Annotated in this window: 17 protein-coding genes and 2 pseudogenes; 7 read left to right on the top strand and 12 right to left on the bottom strand. The window is 51.0% G+C overall.

Features of this window, described 5'->3' with window-relative positions; genetic code table 11:
- Positions 1-19: 19 nt before the first annotated feature.
- The 5 genes from argJ to H4O27_RS00995 form a co-directional block, all read right to left on the bottom strand.
- Positions 20-1,240 (bottom strand): bifunctional glutamate N-acetyltransferase/amino-acid acetyltransferase ArgJ, encoded by a 1,221-nt coding sequence (gene argJ, locus H4O27_RS01010; RefSeq protein ID WP_165010188.1) that lies wholly within the window; start codon positions 1,238-1,240, stop codon positions 20-22.
- A 135-nt stretch (positions 1,241-1,375) separates the two neighbouring features.
- The gene (locus H4O27_RS01005) at positions 1,376-2,068 is read right to left on the bottom strand and encodes an LrgB family protein (RefSeq protein ID WP_371870280.1); all 693 of its coding nucleotides are present in this window, start codon (positions 2,066-2,068) and stop codon (positions 1,376-1,378) included.
- Positions 2,068-2,412 (bottom strand): CidA/LrgA family protein, encoded by a 345-nt coding sequence (locus tag H4O27_RS12875; protein ID WP_165010184.1) that lies wholly within the window; start codon positions 2,410-2,412, stop codon positions 2,068-2,070. Before H4O27_RS12875 ends, H4O27_RS01005 begins: the two co-directional genes overlap by 1 nt.
- A 331-nt stretch (positions 2,413-2,743) precedes the next feature.
- Complete coding sequence (locus tag H4O27_RS01000; protein WP_165010182.1) at positions 2,744-2,956, bottom strand: hypothetical protein; 213 nt, start codon at positions 2,954-2,956, stop codon at positions 2,744-2,746.
- 19 nt (positions 2,957-2,975) lie between these two features.
- Positions 2,976-3,587 carry a C40 family peptidase gene (locus tag H4O27_RS00995; RefSeq protein WP_165010180.1) on the bottom strand — a complete coding sequence of 204 codons (612 nt, stop codon included), beginning with the start codon at positions 3,585-3,587 and terminating at the stop codon, positions 2,976-2,978.
- A gap of 310 nt (positions 3,588-3,897) precedes the next feature.
- Between H4O27_RS00995 and H4O27_RS00990 the strand changes: the two genes are divergently transcribed.
- Together H4O27_RS00990 and hslO are read left to right on the top strand one after the other, a co-directional pair.
- Positions 3,898-5,544: an ABC1 kinase family protein gene (locus tag H4O27_RS00990; RefSeq protein ID WP_165010178.1), complete on the top strand. Its 1,647-nt coding sequence runs from the start codon at positions 3,898-3,900 to the stop codon at positions 5,542-5,544.
- Between the two features lie 112 nt (positions 5,545-5,656).
- Positions 5,657-6,571 (top strand): Hsp33 family molecular chaperone HslO, encoded by a 915-nt coding sequence (gene hslO / locus H4O27_RS00985; RefSeq protein WP_165010176.1) that lies wholly within the window; start codon positions 5,657-5,659, stop codon positions 6,569-6,571.
- A gap of 69 nt (positions 6,572-6,640) precedes the next feature.
- On the opposite strand, the gene mscL is transcribed toward hslO, so the two are convergent.
- The 3 genes from mscL to H4O27_RS00970 all read right to left on the bottom strand — a co-directional run bounded on the left by mscL (position 6,641) and on the right by H4O27_RS00970 (position 9,428).
- The gene (gene mscL / locus H4O27_RS00980; protein WP_165010174.1) at positions 6,641-7,081 is read right to left on the bottom strand and encodes a large conductance mechanosensitive channel protein MscL; all 441 of its coding nucleotides are present in this window, start codon (positions 7,079-7,081) and stop codon (positions 6,641-6,643) included.
- A gap of 215 nt (positions 7,082-7,296) precedes the next feature.
- Positions 7,297-8,082 carry an enoyl-ACP reductase FabI gene (gene fabI / locus H4O27_RS00975; protein ID WP_165010172.1) on the bottom strand — a complete coding sequence of 262 codons (786 nt, stop codon included), beginning with the start codon at positions 8,080-8,082 and terminating at the stop codon, positions 7,297-7,299.
- A gap of 134 nt (positions 8,083-8,216) precedes the next feature.
- Positions 8,217-9,428 carry an MFS transporter gene (locus H4O27_RS00970; protein WP_165010170.1) on the bottom strand — a complete coding sequence of 404 codons (1,212 nt, stop codon included), beginning with the start codon at positions 9,426-9,428 and terminating at the stop codon, positions 8,217-8,219.
- A 330-nt stretch (positions 9,429-9,758) separates the two neighbouring features.
- Here H4O27_RS00970 and ppk1 point away from each other — a divergent pair, with 330 nt between their 5' ends.
- Complete coding sequence (gene ppk1, locus H4O27_RS00965; protein ID WP_165010168.1) at positions 9,759-11,819, top strand: polyphosphate kinase 1; 2,061 nt, start codon at positions 9,759-9,761, stop codon at positions 11,817-11,819.
- A gap of 50 nt (positions 11,820-11,869) precedes the next feature.
- On the opposite strand, the pseudogene H4O27_RS13440 reads toward ppk1, so the two are convergent.
- Positions 11,870-12,335, bottom strand: a pseudogene (locus tag H4O27_RS13440) (transposase family protein); the annotation flags it as partial.
- A gap of 34 nt (positions 12,336-12,369) precedes the next feature.
- Between H4O27_RS13440 and H4O27_RS00955 the strand changes: the two are divergent.
- The 4 genes and pseudogenes from H4O27_RS00955 (at position 12,370) to H4O27_RS13270 (ending at position 14,000) form a co-directional block, all read left to right on the top strand.
- Entirely contained in the window at positions 12,370-12,720 is a 351-nt protein-coding gene (locus tag H4O27_RS00955) for an IS630 transposase-related protein (RefSeq protein WP_193004297.1), read from the top strand.
- Positions 12,612-13,199: a transposase gene (locus H4O27_RS13505; protein WP_193004373.1), complete on the top strand. Its 588-nt coding sequence runs from the start codon at positions 12,612-12,614 to the stop codon at positions 13,197-13,199. Before H4O27_RS00955 ends, H4O27_RS13505 begins: the two co-directional genes overlap by 109 nt.
- 96 nt (positions 13,200-13,295) lie before the next feature.
- A pseudogene (locus H4O27_RS13500) lies at positions 13,296-13,577 on the top strand (IS630 transposase-related protein); the annotation flags it as partial.
- A gap of 105 nt (positions 13,578-13,682) precedes the next feature.
- A complete protein-coding gene (locus H4O27_RS13270) occupies positions 13,683-14,000 on the top strand; it encodes a transposase (RefSeq protein ID WP_165011138.1) in 318 nt (105 codons plus the stop codon).
- On the opposite strand, the gene H4O27_RS13495 is transcribed toward H4O27_RS13270, so the two are convergent.
- The 3 genes from H4O27_RS13495 to H4O27_RS00925 form a co-directional block, all read right to left on the bottom strand.
- Positions 13,957-14,418: a transposase gene (locus tag H4O27_RS13495; RefSeq protein WP_226883470.1), complete on the bottom strand. Its 462-nt coding sequence runs from the start codon at positions 14,416-14,418 to the stop codon at positions 13,957-13,959. The genes H4O27_RS13270 and H4O27_RS13495 overlap by 44 nt on opposite strands.
- 17 nt (positions 14,419-14,435) lie before the next feature.
- Positions 14,436-14,798 carry an IS630 transposase-related protein gene (locus tag H4O27_RS13490; protein WP_226883468.1) on the bottom strand — a complete coding sequence of 121 codons (363 nt, stop codon included), beginning with the start codon at positions 14,796-14,798 and terminating at the stop codon, positions 14,436-14,438.
- 109 nt (positions 14,799-14,907) lie between these two features.
- Positions 14,908-15,333: a F0F1 ATP synthase subunit epsilon gene (locus H4O27_RS00925; RefSeq protein ID WP_165010966.1), complete on the bottom strand. Its 426-nt coding sequence runs from the start codon at positions 15,331-15,333 to the stop codon at positions 14,908-14,910.
- Positions 15,334-15,338 lie beyond the last annotated feature (5 nt).

The following is a 15,338-nucleotide window of genomic DNA, read 5'->3' as shown; positions in this document are numbered from 1 at the left end:
TTCATTATTCACACCGGCATTACGAACGGTAATCCGCATTAATCGTCACATAATCATGCGAGAAGTCGCAGGTGTATACAGTGGTTTTGGCTTGGCCGCGGTTGAGGCTCACGCGCACGGTGATTTCGTCTTGGTTCATCACGGCTTGGCCTTGCTCCTCGGTGTAACTTTCGGCGCGCCCGCCTTGTTCGGCCACCAAGACACCGCCGAGCCACATTTTGATTTTGTCGGTGTCCAAGTCTTCGACACCGGCATAACCGATGGCGGCAAGCAGGCGGCCGAGATTCGGATCGCTGGCGAAGAAAGCGGTTTTCACCAATGGCGAATGGGCGATGGCATAAGCTACTTTGCGTGCTTCGCCGCGGTCGGCGGCGTTATCCACTTCGATGGTAATGAATTTGGTCGCACCTTCGCCGTCGCGCACGATGGCTTGCGCCAGTTGTAAAGCCAGGCCGCCGAGCAGGGCTTTGAGCTGGCCGTAGCGCGGGTCGGCGGTGTTGTCGATTTGGCTTTGGCCGTTTCTGGCGGTGGCGACGATGACGAAGCTGTCGTTGGTGCTGGTGTCACCGTCAACAGTGATGGCGTTGAACGACATATCGGCGATTTCTTTGGTCATTAGCTGCAAAATCGGTTGCGACACGTTGGCATCGCAGACGATAAAGCCGAGCATGGTGGCCATATCGGGGTGAATCATACCGCTGCCTTTGGCGATGCCGGTGGCACGCACGGTGTGGTTTTCACCGACTTTGCCTTCGCGGCTGGCGGCTTTGGGAACGGTGTCGGTGGTCATGATGGCGCGGGCGGCTTCGCTCCAATGCACCGGTTTCACGCGCGGCAGGGCTTCGATGATTTTATCGGCAGGCAGCGGCTCCAAAATCACGCCGGTGGAAAACGGCAGCACTTGGGTGGTTTTGCAGCCGATTTGACGGGCAACAGCAGCGCAGACTTCCACCGCATCGGCGCGGCCTTGCACACCTGTACCGGCATTGGCGTTGCCGGTGTTGATCACCAGCGCACGCACGCCGTCGTCATCAAATAAATGCGATTTGGCGATGTGCACCGGCGCGGCGCAGAAACGGTTTTGCGTGAATACGGCACCGACGGAATTTTTGCCGGTCAGCACCATCAGCGTCAAATCATCGTGATTCGGCTTTTTGACACCGGCCTGACCGACAAATACCTGCACGCCGTCGATGTACAACAATTCGTCTTCGTGTCGTTCGGAAAGATTCACTGCCATTTTCTCGCTCCTTGTAGGAAATTTTGGAATCGTTAATCAATGGCGCAATATCTCCATCTGCGCCTATTATATTGAATCCACTATATTTTTCAGACATCCTGTTTTAAAGGCCGTCTGAACCGTCATCTCTTGCATTCAAATGTCCAAAAACGGCATCAACACCGGCACAATCAACGCGGTTAACACGCCATTGAGCGTCAAGCCCAAGCCGGCATACGCGGCCATACGGCGGCTGTGTTCCATCGATACGGCAATACCCATCGCGTGAGAAGCGGTGCCCAGCGACATACCGACCGAAGAAGGTTTGTGCACCGTGCCGACGTGCAGCATTTTATAGCCGACCATCTGCCCGAACAAGCCGGCAATAATCACTGTGGCCGCGGTAATTGCCGGAATGCCGCCGATGGATTTGGTGATCTCAATCGCAATCGGGTTGGTAACGGATTTAGCCGCCAGCGATAAGGTCACTTCCCTATTCGCGCCGAACCATTTGGCCAAATACACGCCGGTCACAATGCCGGTAACGCTGCCCGCCAATTGCGAGAGCAAAATCGGCAGCCATTGGTTGCGGATTTTCTCCCAGTTTAAATACAGCGGCACCGCCAACACCACCACCGCAGGCTTGAGCCAAAAATCAATATACTGTGCGGCATTGTGGTAGGCCTCGTAATCGATTCGGAAAAGCTTTAAGTAGGCAATCATCGCCACGGTGCTGATGAGCACCGGATTACACAGCACATTGCCGGTGCGCACGCGGATAATATTGGCCAAGCCGAACACCGCCAGCGTCAGAAACAGCAGTAAGCTCGGCGTACGGAAGATTTCCATTACATCAGCCTCCGCGCCCATTCGTGTACTTTGCCCGTCACCAGCAGCACACACAGCGTGCTCAATACCGTTGCCGTCAAAATCGGAAACCAGCCATCGGCAATCAAATCCAAATAGCTGATAATCGCTACGCACGGCGGCACGAGAAACAGGGTCAGGTTCGCCATCAAGGTATCCGAAAGCTGCTTCAACCATGACACCTTGACCCGGCCCAGTTTCAGCAGGCCAAACAAAACACCCATGCCGACAATACTGCCCGGCAGCTTGATGCCGAAAAACAATACCACGCCCTCACCCACGGCCAAACAGCCTAAAACGATGAGCAAAGCGCCGATGATGTTCATGATAATCCTTTATCCGCCTGAATTTTCAGGCGGCCTTTGTGGGAAGCGGGAAAACAGATGCCGTTTGAAATCGGGCGGCAGTCTGTTGATTTGATCTTATTAAGGCGTTAATCATAACGCGAGCACGGCCGTCTGAAAAGGGAATCACGGCGTTTCGCAGGTTTTTTTACGGCTTTCGTTTGAAAAGGGCTTTTCAGGCCGGGTGGAAGTTGATGCCGTCTGAAAGATATGAGTTTCAATTCCATATTGTTCAGACGGCCTGTTTTCATTTTCAGGCCGTCTGAAACGTAAAACGGCATTCTTTACGAATACCGTTTGTTTATCTGTAAATTCAGCGGTACGGGTTTTCCAAGCCTTCCATCAAGGCCTTCAGATATTCGCGCAACTGCGCTTCGCCGCACCCCATCAGCAGCGCATCTTCAAACGCATCTTGTGCCATTTGATACAGCTCGCTCATGTTTTCGTTCATGACCTTTACTTTTTCGGTGCAGGACACAATCTGACCGTCGTCGCCGTACCATTTCGGCATTTCAGGCATACTCATACTGCGGCGTTTCCTTCGTTTAATTTAAAAAGCGTGACGGATCGTGTTTCTTCACACGGCGGCCGAAAGCATATTTCGCCCCCCAATATTTATTGCTCAGGCTGATGATTTCAATGCTTTTACCCGTTCGCGGCGCATGGATAAAACGGTTGTTGCCGATATACAGGCCGACGTGGGAAATACGCCCGCGCCCCATAGTGCGGAAAAACACCATATCACCCGGCTGCAAATCGCTGCGGTTGACGTGTTCCCCCATCTTGGCTTGCTCGGCAGACGTGCGCGGCAGGTTCAAACCCATGGTGTGGCGGAAAATATGTTGCATAAAGCCGCTGCAGTCAAAGCCGGTGCGGGCGGAAGTGCCGCCGTAGCGGTAAGCCACACCAAGCAAACCCATGGCACTTTTAATCAATTCGTCGGCGCCGTCTGATGATTGCCCGGCTGAAGGCGGATTGACACGGATGGGCACGAACGGGAGGCCGGCGTTGCTGTTGGCATCTTGGTTAAATTGATTGAGAATCTGCTGTCGGTTATTCAGCATATTTTCCAAATCATCAGCATGCGCCATGCTCATGGCGGAAAACAGCATACAGGCCGAAGCCAATAACGCCGTCAATTTTGCGAAACGGTTCATTCCTTACTTCCAAATATTCAGACGGCCTCTTTAAAGTGTTGACGCTTAGCTTGAAAAATTATCGGCACTCGGTAAAAAATAACGGCAAGCTGAAAAGCTTGCAGTCATGTGCAGCAGAAAGTCGGTATTTTTCAGATTCAGATAAAGCATGCGGCATCAACAAGCCCTATATGCTGTCTGTTTTATTATGTTATGCTGTATCTTAAATGTTATCTGTTTGATTGTATTAAAAAATCGTCCTCTTGGCAAAAAAGTGACGGTTATATTGCGTTAATATATTGTTTATAAACAAATTTTACAAGCAGAAAAAATGATGATTCCCACCCTGCTGGCGATGCGCGATCTTTCGCGTATGCGCGAGATTATTACCATTCTGACCAAACACGGTTTGGGCAGCTTTGTACAGCGCATTAAGCTCGCGCATCAGAGTGACCGCAAAAAAGCCGACCCCGACAGTCATTATTTGAGCACGCCGCGCCGATTCCGCATGGCATTTGAAGAACTCGGCCCGACATTTATCAAGCTCGGACAAGTGTTGTCGACGCGTGTGGATATTTTCAGCGTGGAATGGATTGAAGAATTTGAGCGGCTGCAAAGTAATGTGGCACCGATTCCGGTCACCAATATTCACAAGCTGATTGAATCGCAGCTGGGACGGCCGGTCAGAGAGATATTCAAATCCATCCGGCCCCACCCCATCGGCAGCGCTTCGATTGCCCAAGTGCATCAGGCGGTGTTGCTCAACGGCGAAACTGTGGCGGTAAAAATCAAACGTCCCGATATCGACCCCGTGATTCAGGCCGATTTGCGCATTCTCAACCACATCGCCAGTCTGATTGAATCGGAAATTCCCGAAATGCGCCGCTACCAGCCGGTACATATGGTGCAGTATTTCGCCCGCAGCTTGGCCAAAGAAACCGATTTATCGGTCGAATTGCGCTATATGCAGCGTTTCGGCAAAACATTTGAGCAGCATGAATCGGTGCATGTGCCGAAAGTTTACCCCGAATTATCCAACCGCCTGATTTTGGTGCAGGAACACATCAGCGACACTTTGCTGAAAAACATCGATATCGACACGCTCGAGCCGGAAGTGCGCAGCCGCTTGGCCACACAAATCACCGATACCTTGTTTACCATGATACTGCAACAAGGTTTCTTCCATGCCGACCCGCATCCGGGCAATATCTTCATCAATTCAGACGGCCGCATTACCTTTATCGATTTCGGTTTGGTCGGCCACTTAAGCGGCACGCGCCGTCGTGAAATCATCGATTTGATTAACGCGCTCGCCCACAAAGACCAGTTCACCATGCAATATGTGTTGAGCAACTGGGCAGAAGGCGATTTGCCCGATGAAAACCTGCTCGGTGCCGATGTATTGGAAATGCTGCTCAACTACGAACACACGCCGGTGCGCGATTTGCGCATCAGCCAAGTCATCAACGACATCACCCAAATCATGCGCCGCCACGGCCTGACCCTACCGGCAGACTTGGTAATGCTGTTTAAAACGCTGATTACGCTCGAAGGCGTAGTCAAACGGCTTGACGGCCAAATCGAATTGCTCGAGCGCGCCAAACCCATCGTCACCACCGTGTTCAAAGAACGCACCTCGCCCGAACACATTCTGCACAAAAGCAAAATGCACATGCAAACCCTATTGCAAGCCGCGGACGATTTGCCTCAAAACCTGTTCCGCTTGAGCCGCCGCCTGCAAAAAGGCCAAATGGGTGTGACGCTCGATTTCAAACGCTTCGACCAACTCAGCCAGCAAATCGACCGTGCCGCCAACCGCCTAACCATGGGCATCGTCACCGCCGCGCTGATTATCGGCTCATCCATCGTCATGAGCATAGACACCGGCCCCGAATTTATCGGCTTCTTCGGCTACCTGCTCGCCTTTGCCAACAGCTTGTGGATTATGTGGTCGATTTGGCGCTCGGGGCGGCATTGAAGTATATGCGATGAGAAAGGCCGTCTGAACGTATTTTGCGTTCAGACGGCCTTGATTTATCCACAAGCGCAACCATATAGCGGTGAATTGCTTATCCAAACAGAGAAACATTATGACCACACAGAATCTTGCTGCCATCTCCCCTGCCGACACCCGCACACGCTTTATCTTCGACGATATGCCGGTGCGCGGTTTACATGTCCGCCTGGAAAATGTTTGGCAACACATCGTGAAACAAAAACACTATCCTGCCGCCATCCGCCGCGCGTTGGGCGAATTGCTGGCTGCCGGTGCGTTGCTGTCGAGTAACTTGAAAATCGACGGTACATTGATTGTGCAGGTGCAAGGTCAAGGCCGTCTGAAAATGTTGGTAGTGGAAGCTGCTTCCGAGCAAACCGTACGCGCGACCGCCCGTTGGGACGAACACGCCGGCATCGCCGATGATGAAAGTCTGACCGATTTATTGGGCGACAGCAGCGTATTTGTGCTGACCCTGCAACCGAAAGATGCCGAGCCGTGGCAAGGTGTGGTGCCGCTGGAAGGTGACAGCATTGCTCAAATGCTGATGAACTACATGAAACGTTCCGAGCAGCTCGACACGCATATCGTGCTGGCCGCCTCCGACGACAGCGTCGGCGGTTTGCTGGTGCAACGCCTGCCGGAAGAAGAAATCGATGCGCAGGTATGGAACCACGTCAGCACCTTGGCGCAAACCGTGACCGCTGATGAATTGACCGGCTTAGACGCGCAACATGTGTTGTACCGTCTGTTCCACGAAACGCCGCCACGCGTGTTCGAGCCGGAAAACATCGAATTTGCCTGCACCTGCTCGCGCGGTAAAGTCAGCGATATGTTGCTGATGTTGGGCGGCGAAGAAGTCGGCGGCGTGGTGACAGAACAAGGCAGCATTGCGGTCGATTGCGATTTCTGCCATGAAAAATATGTATTCGACGAAACCGATGTCAACGCTTTATTCGGTACCAATGTAGTGTCGGCCGTGCGTGAAGAGGCACAACGGATTCAGTAATCTTAATCAAACAAAAATGCCGTCTGAAAATAATTTCAGACGGCATTTTTGATAACTGTAAACCGATGATTATTTGTTCAAAGAATCACGGATTTCGCGCAACAACAATACTTCTTCAGACGGTTCGGCCGGTGCTTCTTCAGCAGGGGCTTCGGCTTTTTTCATTGAATTCAACAATTTCACCACACAGAAAATTGCAGAGGCAATAATCAGGAAGCTGATCAAGGTATTGATGAACAAACCGACGTTTACGGTTACCGCACCGGCAGCTTTAGCCGCTTCCAAAGTGGCGTAGCCGGCTTCACCTGCCGGCGGAACGCCTTCTTTCAAGGTGATGAACAGGTTAGAGAAATCCACACCGCCGATCAAAATACCGATTGGCGGCATAATCACGTCGTCAACCAATGATTTTACGATACCGCTGAACGCTGTGCCGACAACCATACCGACTGCCAAGTCGATTACGTTGCCGCGCATAATAAACTCTTTAAATTCTGATGCAATAGACATTGCTTAACCTCCTGAAAACTGTGTTAATAAATCTCTGATTTTAAATCAAAGTCTGGCATGATAACGCTTTATTTGTTAATTTTTTTTGACAAGGGTTAAATTTTGTATTTACCCTGCAAATAATGGGGATAACATGCCACTCGTATGAAATAAAGGCCGTCTGAAATCAGGGTGTTACTTTTTCACACCACTTTTCAGACGGCCTATTGTAACTATTATTCTTCCACGCTCAAGGCATTGATGCTGTAGCCGCCGTCAACATAAGTGATTTCGCCGGTGATGCCCGAAGCCAAGTCCGACAGTAAGAATGCGGCGGCATTGCCCACTTCTTCGATGGTTACGTTGCGACCCAGCGGATTTTGCGAAGCTACATGGCTCAACAACTTGCTGAAATCGGCAATGCCGGAAGCGGCCAGGGTTTTGATTGGGCCGGCAGAAATACCGTTACAACGAATGCCTTCGCGGCCTACGGCAGAAGCGGTAAAGCGGATAGCGGCTTCCAGGCTGGCTTTGGCCAAACCCATCACGTTGTAGTTCGGAATCGCGCGCACGGCACCCAAGTAGCTCAGCGCCACGATGGCGGAATTGCGGCCTTTCATCATCGGACGGGCGGCTTTCGCCAATGCCGGCAGGCTGTAGGCAGAGGTTTCGTGCGCGGTATTGAAAGCTTCGCGGCTGATGCTGTCGAGGAAGTCGCCGTTCAAGGCTTCTTTCGGCGCAAAGGCAATAGCGTGCACCAAGCCGTCTAAGCCGTTCCAGCTTTTGCCCAAGTCGACAAACACTTGTTCTACTTCGGCATCGTTGTTGACATCGCAACGGAAGACCAAATCAGAGCCCAATTCGGCGGCCATTTTGCGCACGCGCTCTTCCAATTTGTCAACAACATAAGTAAACGCTAATTCCGCGCCTTGGTCACGGCACGCTTTGGCGATGCCGTAAGCAATCGAACGCTCGGAAATCATACCGGTAATCAGAATTTTTTTACCTTGCAAAAAACCCATTTTTTATCCTTTAAAGTGTGGTGTTGCACTGTTAATTGCTTTCACTCAACCGGAAAGCAAAGATGTCAAACGGAGCATTATAGCAAAAAGCCGTTGTTTCGGAATAAAAAACAACCTGCCGCCTTTCAGACGGCCTATGAATGCTTTTTCATTTGCGCCAGCGTTTTCGGATTGGCGGCAAACCAAGCCAGCAGGCACTCCACCGCCATCAAGCCGGTCAAAAAGCCCATCGATGCCGACCAAGAGCCGAACACGTCATACAGCACACCCATGCCCAAAGGCCCGGCAACCGCAATCAAATAGCCCACCGCCTGCGCCATACCCGACAAAGAAGCGGCCTGTTGTGGCGAATCGGTGCGCAGGGCAAACAGCATCAATGCCGCTGAAAACACGGCTGAGGCACCAAATCCGGTGCATACCACCCACAGCCATATGCTCGCTTTATTGCCCAACCAAATGCCGGCAATACCGACAGTTAAAATCAACGCCGCGGCTAAAATGACTTGCTGCGTTTTATACGTTTTGCCCAACAGCGCGGCAATCGACAATGCCCCTACCAATGAAGCCACTTGCAACAGCGAACTGTACCCGCCCGCCGCCAAAGCAGTCATACCCTTTTCGACCAACACCGACGGCAAAAAGCTCACCACCGAATAAAACATCAGCGACTGAATACCCATAAACGCGCTGATACACCATGCCGTTGGCGAGAGCCATACATTCAGGCCGTCCGAAAGCTGTTGCGGTGTCTCTACCGCATTAGTACGCAGGTTTTTGCGTGCCAAACACCATACCACCAAAGCAAAAGCGGCAAACAGCCACCACACGCCCAGAGACCAACGCCAATTCTGCCATTGCGCCAACGGCACCGCCCATGCCGCCGCCAAAGTAGCCGACACCGACATCGCCGCCGACAACGTACCGACCACCAAGCTGACCCGCGTCGGCAGGTTGCGTTTGGCCAAAGCCGGCAGCAGCACATTTCCCATCGCAACCGCAGCAGACAAGATGACTGTCCCCCACACCAGCAACGCGGCGGAGGGATACGCCGAGCGCAGGGCAATGCCCGCCATCATCAGCACGATGGAACCGATTAACACGTTTTCAATGCCGAAACGCTGCGCCAACCCGGCGGCCAAGGGCGAACACAGGGCAAATGCCAGCAGCGGCAAGGCGGCAACCACGCCCATAAACGAGCCGGATACACCAAGTTCATCACAGATAAAGCCGACCACTGGCCCCAAAGCCACTAAAGGCGCGCGCAAGTTGGCAGCCAACACGACCACGGCAAACAATAAAAATCCGAGCGATAAGACAGCGGATCGGTGCGTTCGGGATGTATTCATCAGGTTACTCTCGTCACTTTCAGACGGCCTATGAATCACAATGAAGCCGTCTGAAAAAATTACAAAACATTGGCAATGGAAAGATTTCAATCATTGTAAAGGAATTTTCCGGCCGGCACGAACACACCGTTTTACCTACCTATTTAGGCCGTCTGAAAACATCCGCGTTTCAGACGGCCTGTCACCAAAGATTCACACAGCTTGGGTATGCTTGCCCGTTGCCGTTTAGCGCCTATTCAAACTCAACCGGCTACGGTTACACCGCCCTGAAAACGCGCTATACTGATATTCGATGAATGACTTTATTTTATGCCCAAACAGGGGAAAATTATGCCCGGCCAAAACCGTATTCTCTGCCGCGAGCTGAGCCTGCTCGAATTCAACCGCCGCGTATTGGCACAAGCGCAAGATCCGAGCGTACCGCTGTTGGAACGTTTGCGTTTTTTGTGCATCGTTTCATCTAACTTGGATGAGTTTTTCGAAGTGCGCGTCGCTTCGTTGAAACGCGACCAAAAACTCCGTCCGCATATTGTGCTCGACAACGGCAAAACGCCGTCTGAAACGCTTGAAGATGTTTCTGTGCAGGCACACGCCTTGATTGAAGAACAATACGCATTGTTTAACGAAGTGTTGCAGCCGGAATTGGCCAAGCAAGGCATCCATTTCTACCGCCGCCACACTTGGACGCCCGGGCAGCAAAAATGGATTAACGAATATTTCGACAACGAATTGATGCCGATTTTGACGCCCATCGGCCTTGACCCGTCGCATCCCTTCCCGCGCGTATTAAATAAATCCCTCAATTTCGCAGTAGAACTGGAAGGCACGGATGCGTTTGGCCGCCCATCCAGCATGGCGATTGTGCAAGCGCCGCGCATTTTGCCGCGCGTCGTGAAAATGCCGTCTGAAATTTGCGATGGCAATGAAGGCTTTGTGTTTCTGTCGTCTATTTTGCACGCGCATGTGCACAAGCTGTTTTTGGGCATGGAAGTCAAAGGCTGCCACCAATTCCGCTTAACGCGCGACAGCGATTTGACCGTTGACGACGATGATTTGGAAAATCTGCGCACCGCGATTCAGAGCGAATTGCGCGACCGCGAATACGGTGACGGTGTGCGCTTGGAAGTGGCTGATACTTGTCCGCAACATATCTGCCAATTCCTGCTCGATCAATTCAAATTAAAACCGTCCGAAGTGCATCAGGTAAAAGGGCCGGTCAATCTGGTGCGCTTAAATGCCGTGCCCGATTTGGTAGATCGCCCCGATTTGAAATTTGCATCGCCGGCAAGCGCAGGCCGTCTGAAAAAATTGGGAAAAAACGGCTCTGTTTTGGATTTAGCCAGGCAAGGCCCGATATTACTGCACCATCCTTACCAGTCGTTTGACCCGGTGGTTCAAATGATTCGCGAGGCGGCCAGCGATCCTGATGTGTTGGCCATAAAGATGACGATTTACCGCACCGGCAGCAATTCCGAATTGGTTAAAGCCCTCATGCGCGCCGCTTTGGCGGGCAAACAAGTGACCGTAGTGGTCGAATTGATGGCACGTTTCGACGAAGCCAACAACGTCAGCTGGGCGCAGCAATTGGAAAACGCCGGTGCACACGTGGTGTACGGCGTATTAGGTTACAAAGTGCACGCCAAAATGGCCTTGATTATCCGCCGAGAAGAAGGCCGTCTGAAAAGCTATGCGCACTTGGGCACAGGCAACTATCACCAAGGCACATCGCGCATCTACACCGACTTTGGCTTGATTACCGACGATGCCGCCATTACCGCCGATGTAAACACCTTATTTATGGAAATCACCGGTCTAGGCAAACCGGGCCGTCTGAATAAACTTTACCAAAGCCCGTTTACGCTGCATCCGATGATCATCAGCAGCATTCGGCAGGAAACGGAAAACGCCCTCGCCGGCAAGCCGGCCAAAATCATTGCCAAGATGAATTCTTTGATTGAGCCGACCGTGATTGAAGCCTTGTATGCAGCCAGCGCCGCCGGTGTGCAAATTGATCTGATTGTGCGCGGCATGTGTACTCTGCGCCCCGGAGTGAAAGGCTTGTCGGATAACATCCGCGTACGTTCCATCGTCGGCCGCCAGCTCGAACACTCTCGCATTTTCTACTTCTACAACAGCGGCAAAGAAGATACCTATATTTCCAGCGCCGACTGGATGGGACGCAACTGCTTCCGCCGTATCGAAGTGGCCACGCCGATTCTGCACCCAACGCTGAAAGCGCGTGTGATTCGCGAAGGTTTAACCATGGCATTGGAAGACAACACCAAAGCATGGGAAATGCAACCTGACGGCTCGTATATCCGCGTTCAAGCCGCAGAAGGCGAACCATTGGTGAATCTGCAAGAAGATTTGTGGGCAATGTACAGTAAATAATCTTTATTGATTGATTATTGATGATAAGGTGTAAGAAACAACCGCGTTGTTTACACAACAGGTTGAGAAAAATAAGCCTGTAAAACCTCGAAAGGCGTATCCTTTTTCAAACCCTTATGCGGCTTAACCGTATTATAAAAATTCACAAAATGCCCCCTTTTGCCGTGTTCCGAATCCCCAAACGGAAACTTGTCATGCCGCATCTCCATTACCTGTTCCGCCTTACCGTTGGTCTGCGGTCGGGCAATACGCCGATATTGTTTTGCACACAGGAAACCGCAAAAGGATGGGACACATTACCGCGATATTCCATACCGTTATCCGAGTAGGCACATTCAATGGTATACGAGCAACAGTCAATCACATCATGCAAAAACAACTTGGCCGCACCGGCGGCAGTACGGTCAGGCAAAACGGCTGCATACAGCTCGCGGGAATAGTTGTCAATGGCGGCAAACAGGTAACGGTTGCCTTTTGATTCTGCGATAAGGGCGACCATTTGGTGTCGAAACGTATAGCAAATAAACCTATTCTTCGATACAATTCCACCATGGCCTATTCAGAAGACTTCAAACAACTCGTACTCAAAAAACTCCGTCAAGGATGGACGATTCGCAGAGCCGCAAAAGAATTCGGCATCGCCATCTCCACCATCACGCTTTGGAAACGCCCTCCGGCTCCTCAAACCCCTCCGAAGCAACGGAAAACCCGCAAAATCAGCGCCCAAGCACTGCTCGAAGATGTTGAGCGTTATCCCGATGCCTATTGCTATGAAAGAGCGCAACGCTTTGGCTGTTCCCATACCGCCATACACAAAGCATTAAAGCGATACAACATCAGCTACAAAAAAAGACCAATCGCCACCCGAAAGCCAACAGAGGGCTCAGAAAAAACTTCCTGAAGTTACTGCACCGCTACATCCGCCGTAACCGTCCGGTTGTTTATTTAGACGAGAGCGGATTCAGAACATCCTGTTACCGGCCTTACGCTTATGCGCCAAAAAGCCGGCGCTGTTATGCGCTCCATGATTGGCAGGGACATCATCAGACCAATGCCGTCGGAGCGTTATTTCACGGCAAACTGTTTGCCGTCGGTTTGTTTGATTGCAGTATTGACCGCCGAATATTTGACGCTTGGGTGGAGCGGATTTTGATTCCGGAGCTGCCGCGAAACAGTGTGGTGGTAATGGATAATGCGACGTTTTATAAGGGGAGTGCTTTAACGCTTCTGAAGGAGAAAGGCCATACTGTGTTATGGCTTCCGCCCTATCGCCCTGATCTGAATCGGATAGAGAAAAAGTGGGCTTGGATTAGAGGTGTTAGGAATCGGCTGCGAATTACGGATGTGGATTGGCTGTTTCAGATGTGTATCGATAAATAAATTTATTTGCTATAAATACAGTAACAAACTTATTCCGGACAGCAGAAGGCGTGTAGTCGATCCACTCAATATAAATTACAATTTCCTTTATGACTTATTCAACAGACTTCCGCAACCCTCGCCTTAGCCAAACTAGCTCAAGGTCTTTCCATCCGTAAAGTAGCTAAAGAACCCGGCATCGGCAGCGATACCGTATTCAAATGGAAAAAGAATCTAATCCCCAAAGGCTATCCCAAAGACAGAAAACCCCTCAAAATCACAAAAGAAGCACTGTTTCAGGATATCGAACAATCCCCCGATGCCTATTGTACCGAACGGGCAAAGCGGCTCAACTGTTCAAAAGTGCCGTCCATAAAGCATTACAAAAATACGGTATCAGCCAAAAAAGAGACTAACAAACATCCCAAAGCAGATAGCCGGCTCGGAAAACGGTTTATCAAACGCAAACACCGTTTTCATCTGAAAGGCCGCCCGATTGTCTGCTTGGATGAAAGCGGATTCAGAGTCTCTGTTCACCGCCCTTATGGTTATGCACCCAAAGGCCGTCCCTGTATCGGCACTTATGACCGGCAGGGATGTCATCAAACAAATGCTGTTGGTGCACTGTATGAAGGCAGACTGTTTGCAGTCGGTTTATTTGATTGTGCCATCAACAGCAGGATATTTGATACTTGGACAGAGCAGCTGCCGATACCTCAACTTCCACCAAAAAGTGTAGTGGTGATGGACAATGCGGCATTTCATATAGCAAATAAACTTATTTATCGATGCACACCTGAAACAGCCAATCCACATCCGTAATTCGCAGCCGATTCCTAACACCTCTAATCCAAGCCCACTTTTTCTCTATCCGATTCAGATCAGGGCGATAGGGCGGAAGCCATAACACAGTATGGCCTTTCTCCTTCAGAAGCGTTAAAGCACTCCCCTTATAAAACGTCGCATTATCCATTACCACCACACTGTTTCGCGGCAGCTCCGGAATCAAAATCCGCTCCACCCAAGCGTCAAATATTCGGCGGTCAATACTGCAATCAAACAAACCGACGGCAAACAGTTTGCCGTGAAATAACGCTCCGACGGCATTGGTCTGATGATGTCCCTGCCAATCATGGAGCGCATAACAGCGCCGGCTTTTTGGCGCATAAGCGTAAGGCCGGTAACAGGATGTTCTGAATCCGCTCTCGTCTAAATAAACAACCGGACGGTTACGGCGGATGTAGCGGTGCAGTAACTTCAGGAAGTTTTTTCTGAGCCCTCTGTTGGCTTTCGGGTGGCGGTTGGTCTTTTTTTGCAGCTGATGTTGTATCGCTTTAATGCTTTGTGTATGGCGGTATGGGAACAGCCAAAGCGTTGCGCTCTTTCATAGCAATAGGCATCGGGATAACGCTCAACATCTTCGAGCAGTGCTTGGGCGCTGATTTTGCGGGTTTTCCGTTGCTTCGGAGGGGTTTGAGGAGCCGGAGGGCGTTTCCAAAGCGTGATGGTGGAGATGGCGATGCCGAATTCTTTTGCGGCTCTGCGAATCGTCCATCCTTGACGGAGTTTTTGAGTACGGGTTGTTTGAAGTCTTCTGAATAGGCCATGGTGGAATTGTATCGAAGAATAGGTTTATTTGCTATAGAAAGTGGAAAATTTCTTGTTATCCGGCATAATTCAGGCAATAAAAAAGCACGGTTTCCACCGTGCTTTTTTGAAGCAAAGATGCTTATTTATTTTTTTGCGAACGAAGATAATCCAAGGTTTTGAGCTGGGCGATGGCTGCAGCCAAAGCAGCATGTGCTTTGGCCAAAGATTCATCATCTTGCGCCTTAGAAATACGGTCTTCTGCCGCTTTCTTGGCTTGTTCCGCGCGCTCCTGATCCATCTCCGCACTGCGGACAGCAACGTCCGCCAATACGGTAATTTTCTCAGGCTGCACTTCCAACAAACCGCCGGAAACAGCAACCAACACCTCTTCAGCCTGACCCGGTACGGTCAAACGCAATGCACCGGGACGCACCAAACTCATGATCGGCTCGTGTCGCGGGTAAATACCGAGTTCACCTTGCACAGTCGGAACCACTACAAAGCTGGCTTCGCCTGAATAGATGTTTTGTTCGCTACTGACCACTTCAACTTGCATGATGCTCATGCCGG

This window comes from Neisseria yangbaofengii (assembly GCF_014898075.1).
GTDB classification, from domain to species: domain Bacteria; phylum Pseudomonadota; class Gammaproteobacteria; order Burkholderiales; family Neisseriaceae; genus Neisseria; species Neisseria yangbaofengii.
This window is presented reverse-complemented; position numbering and strand designations above follow the sequence as displayed.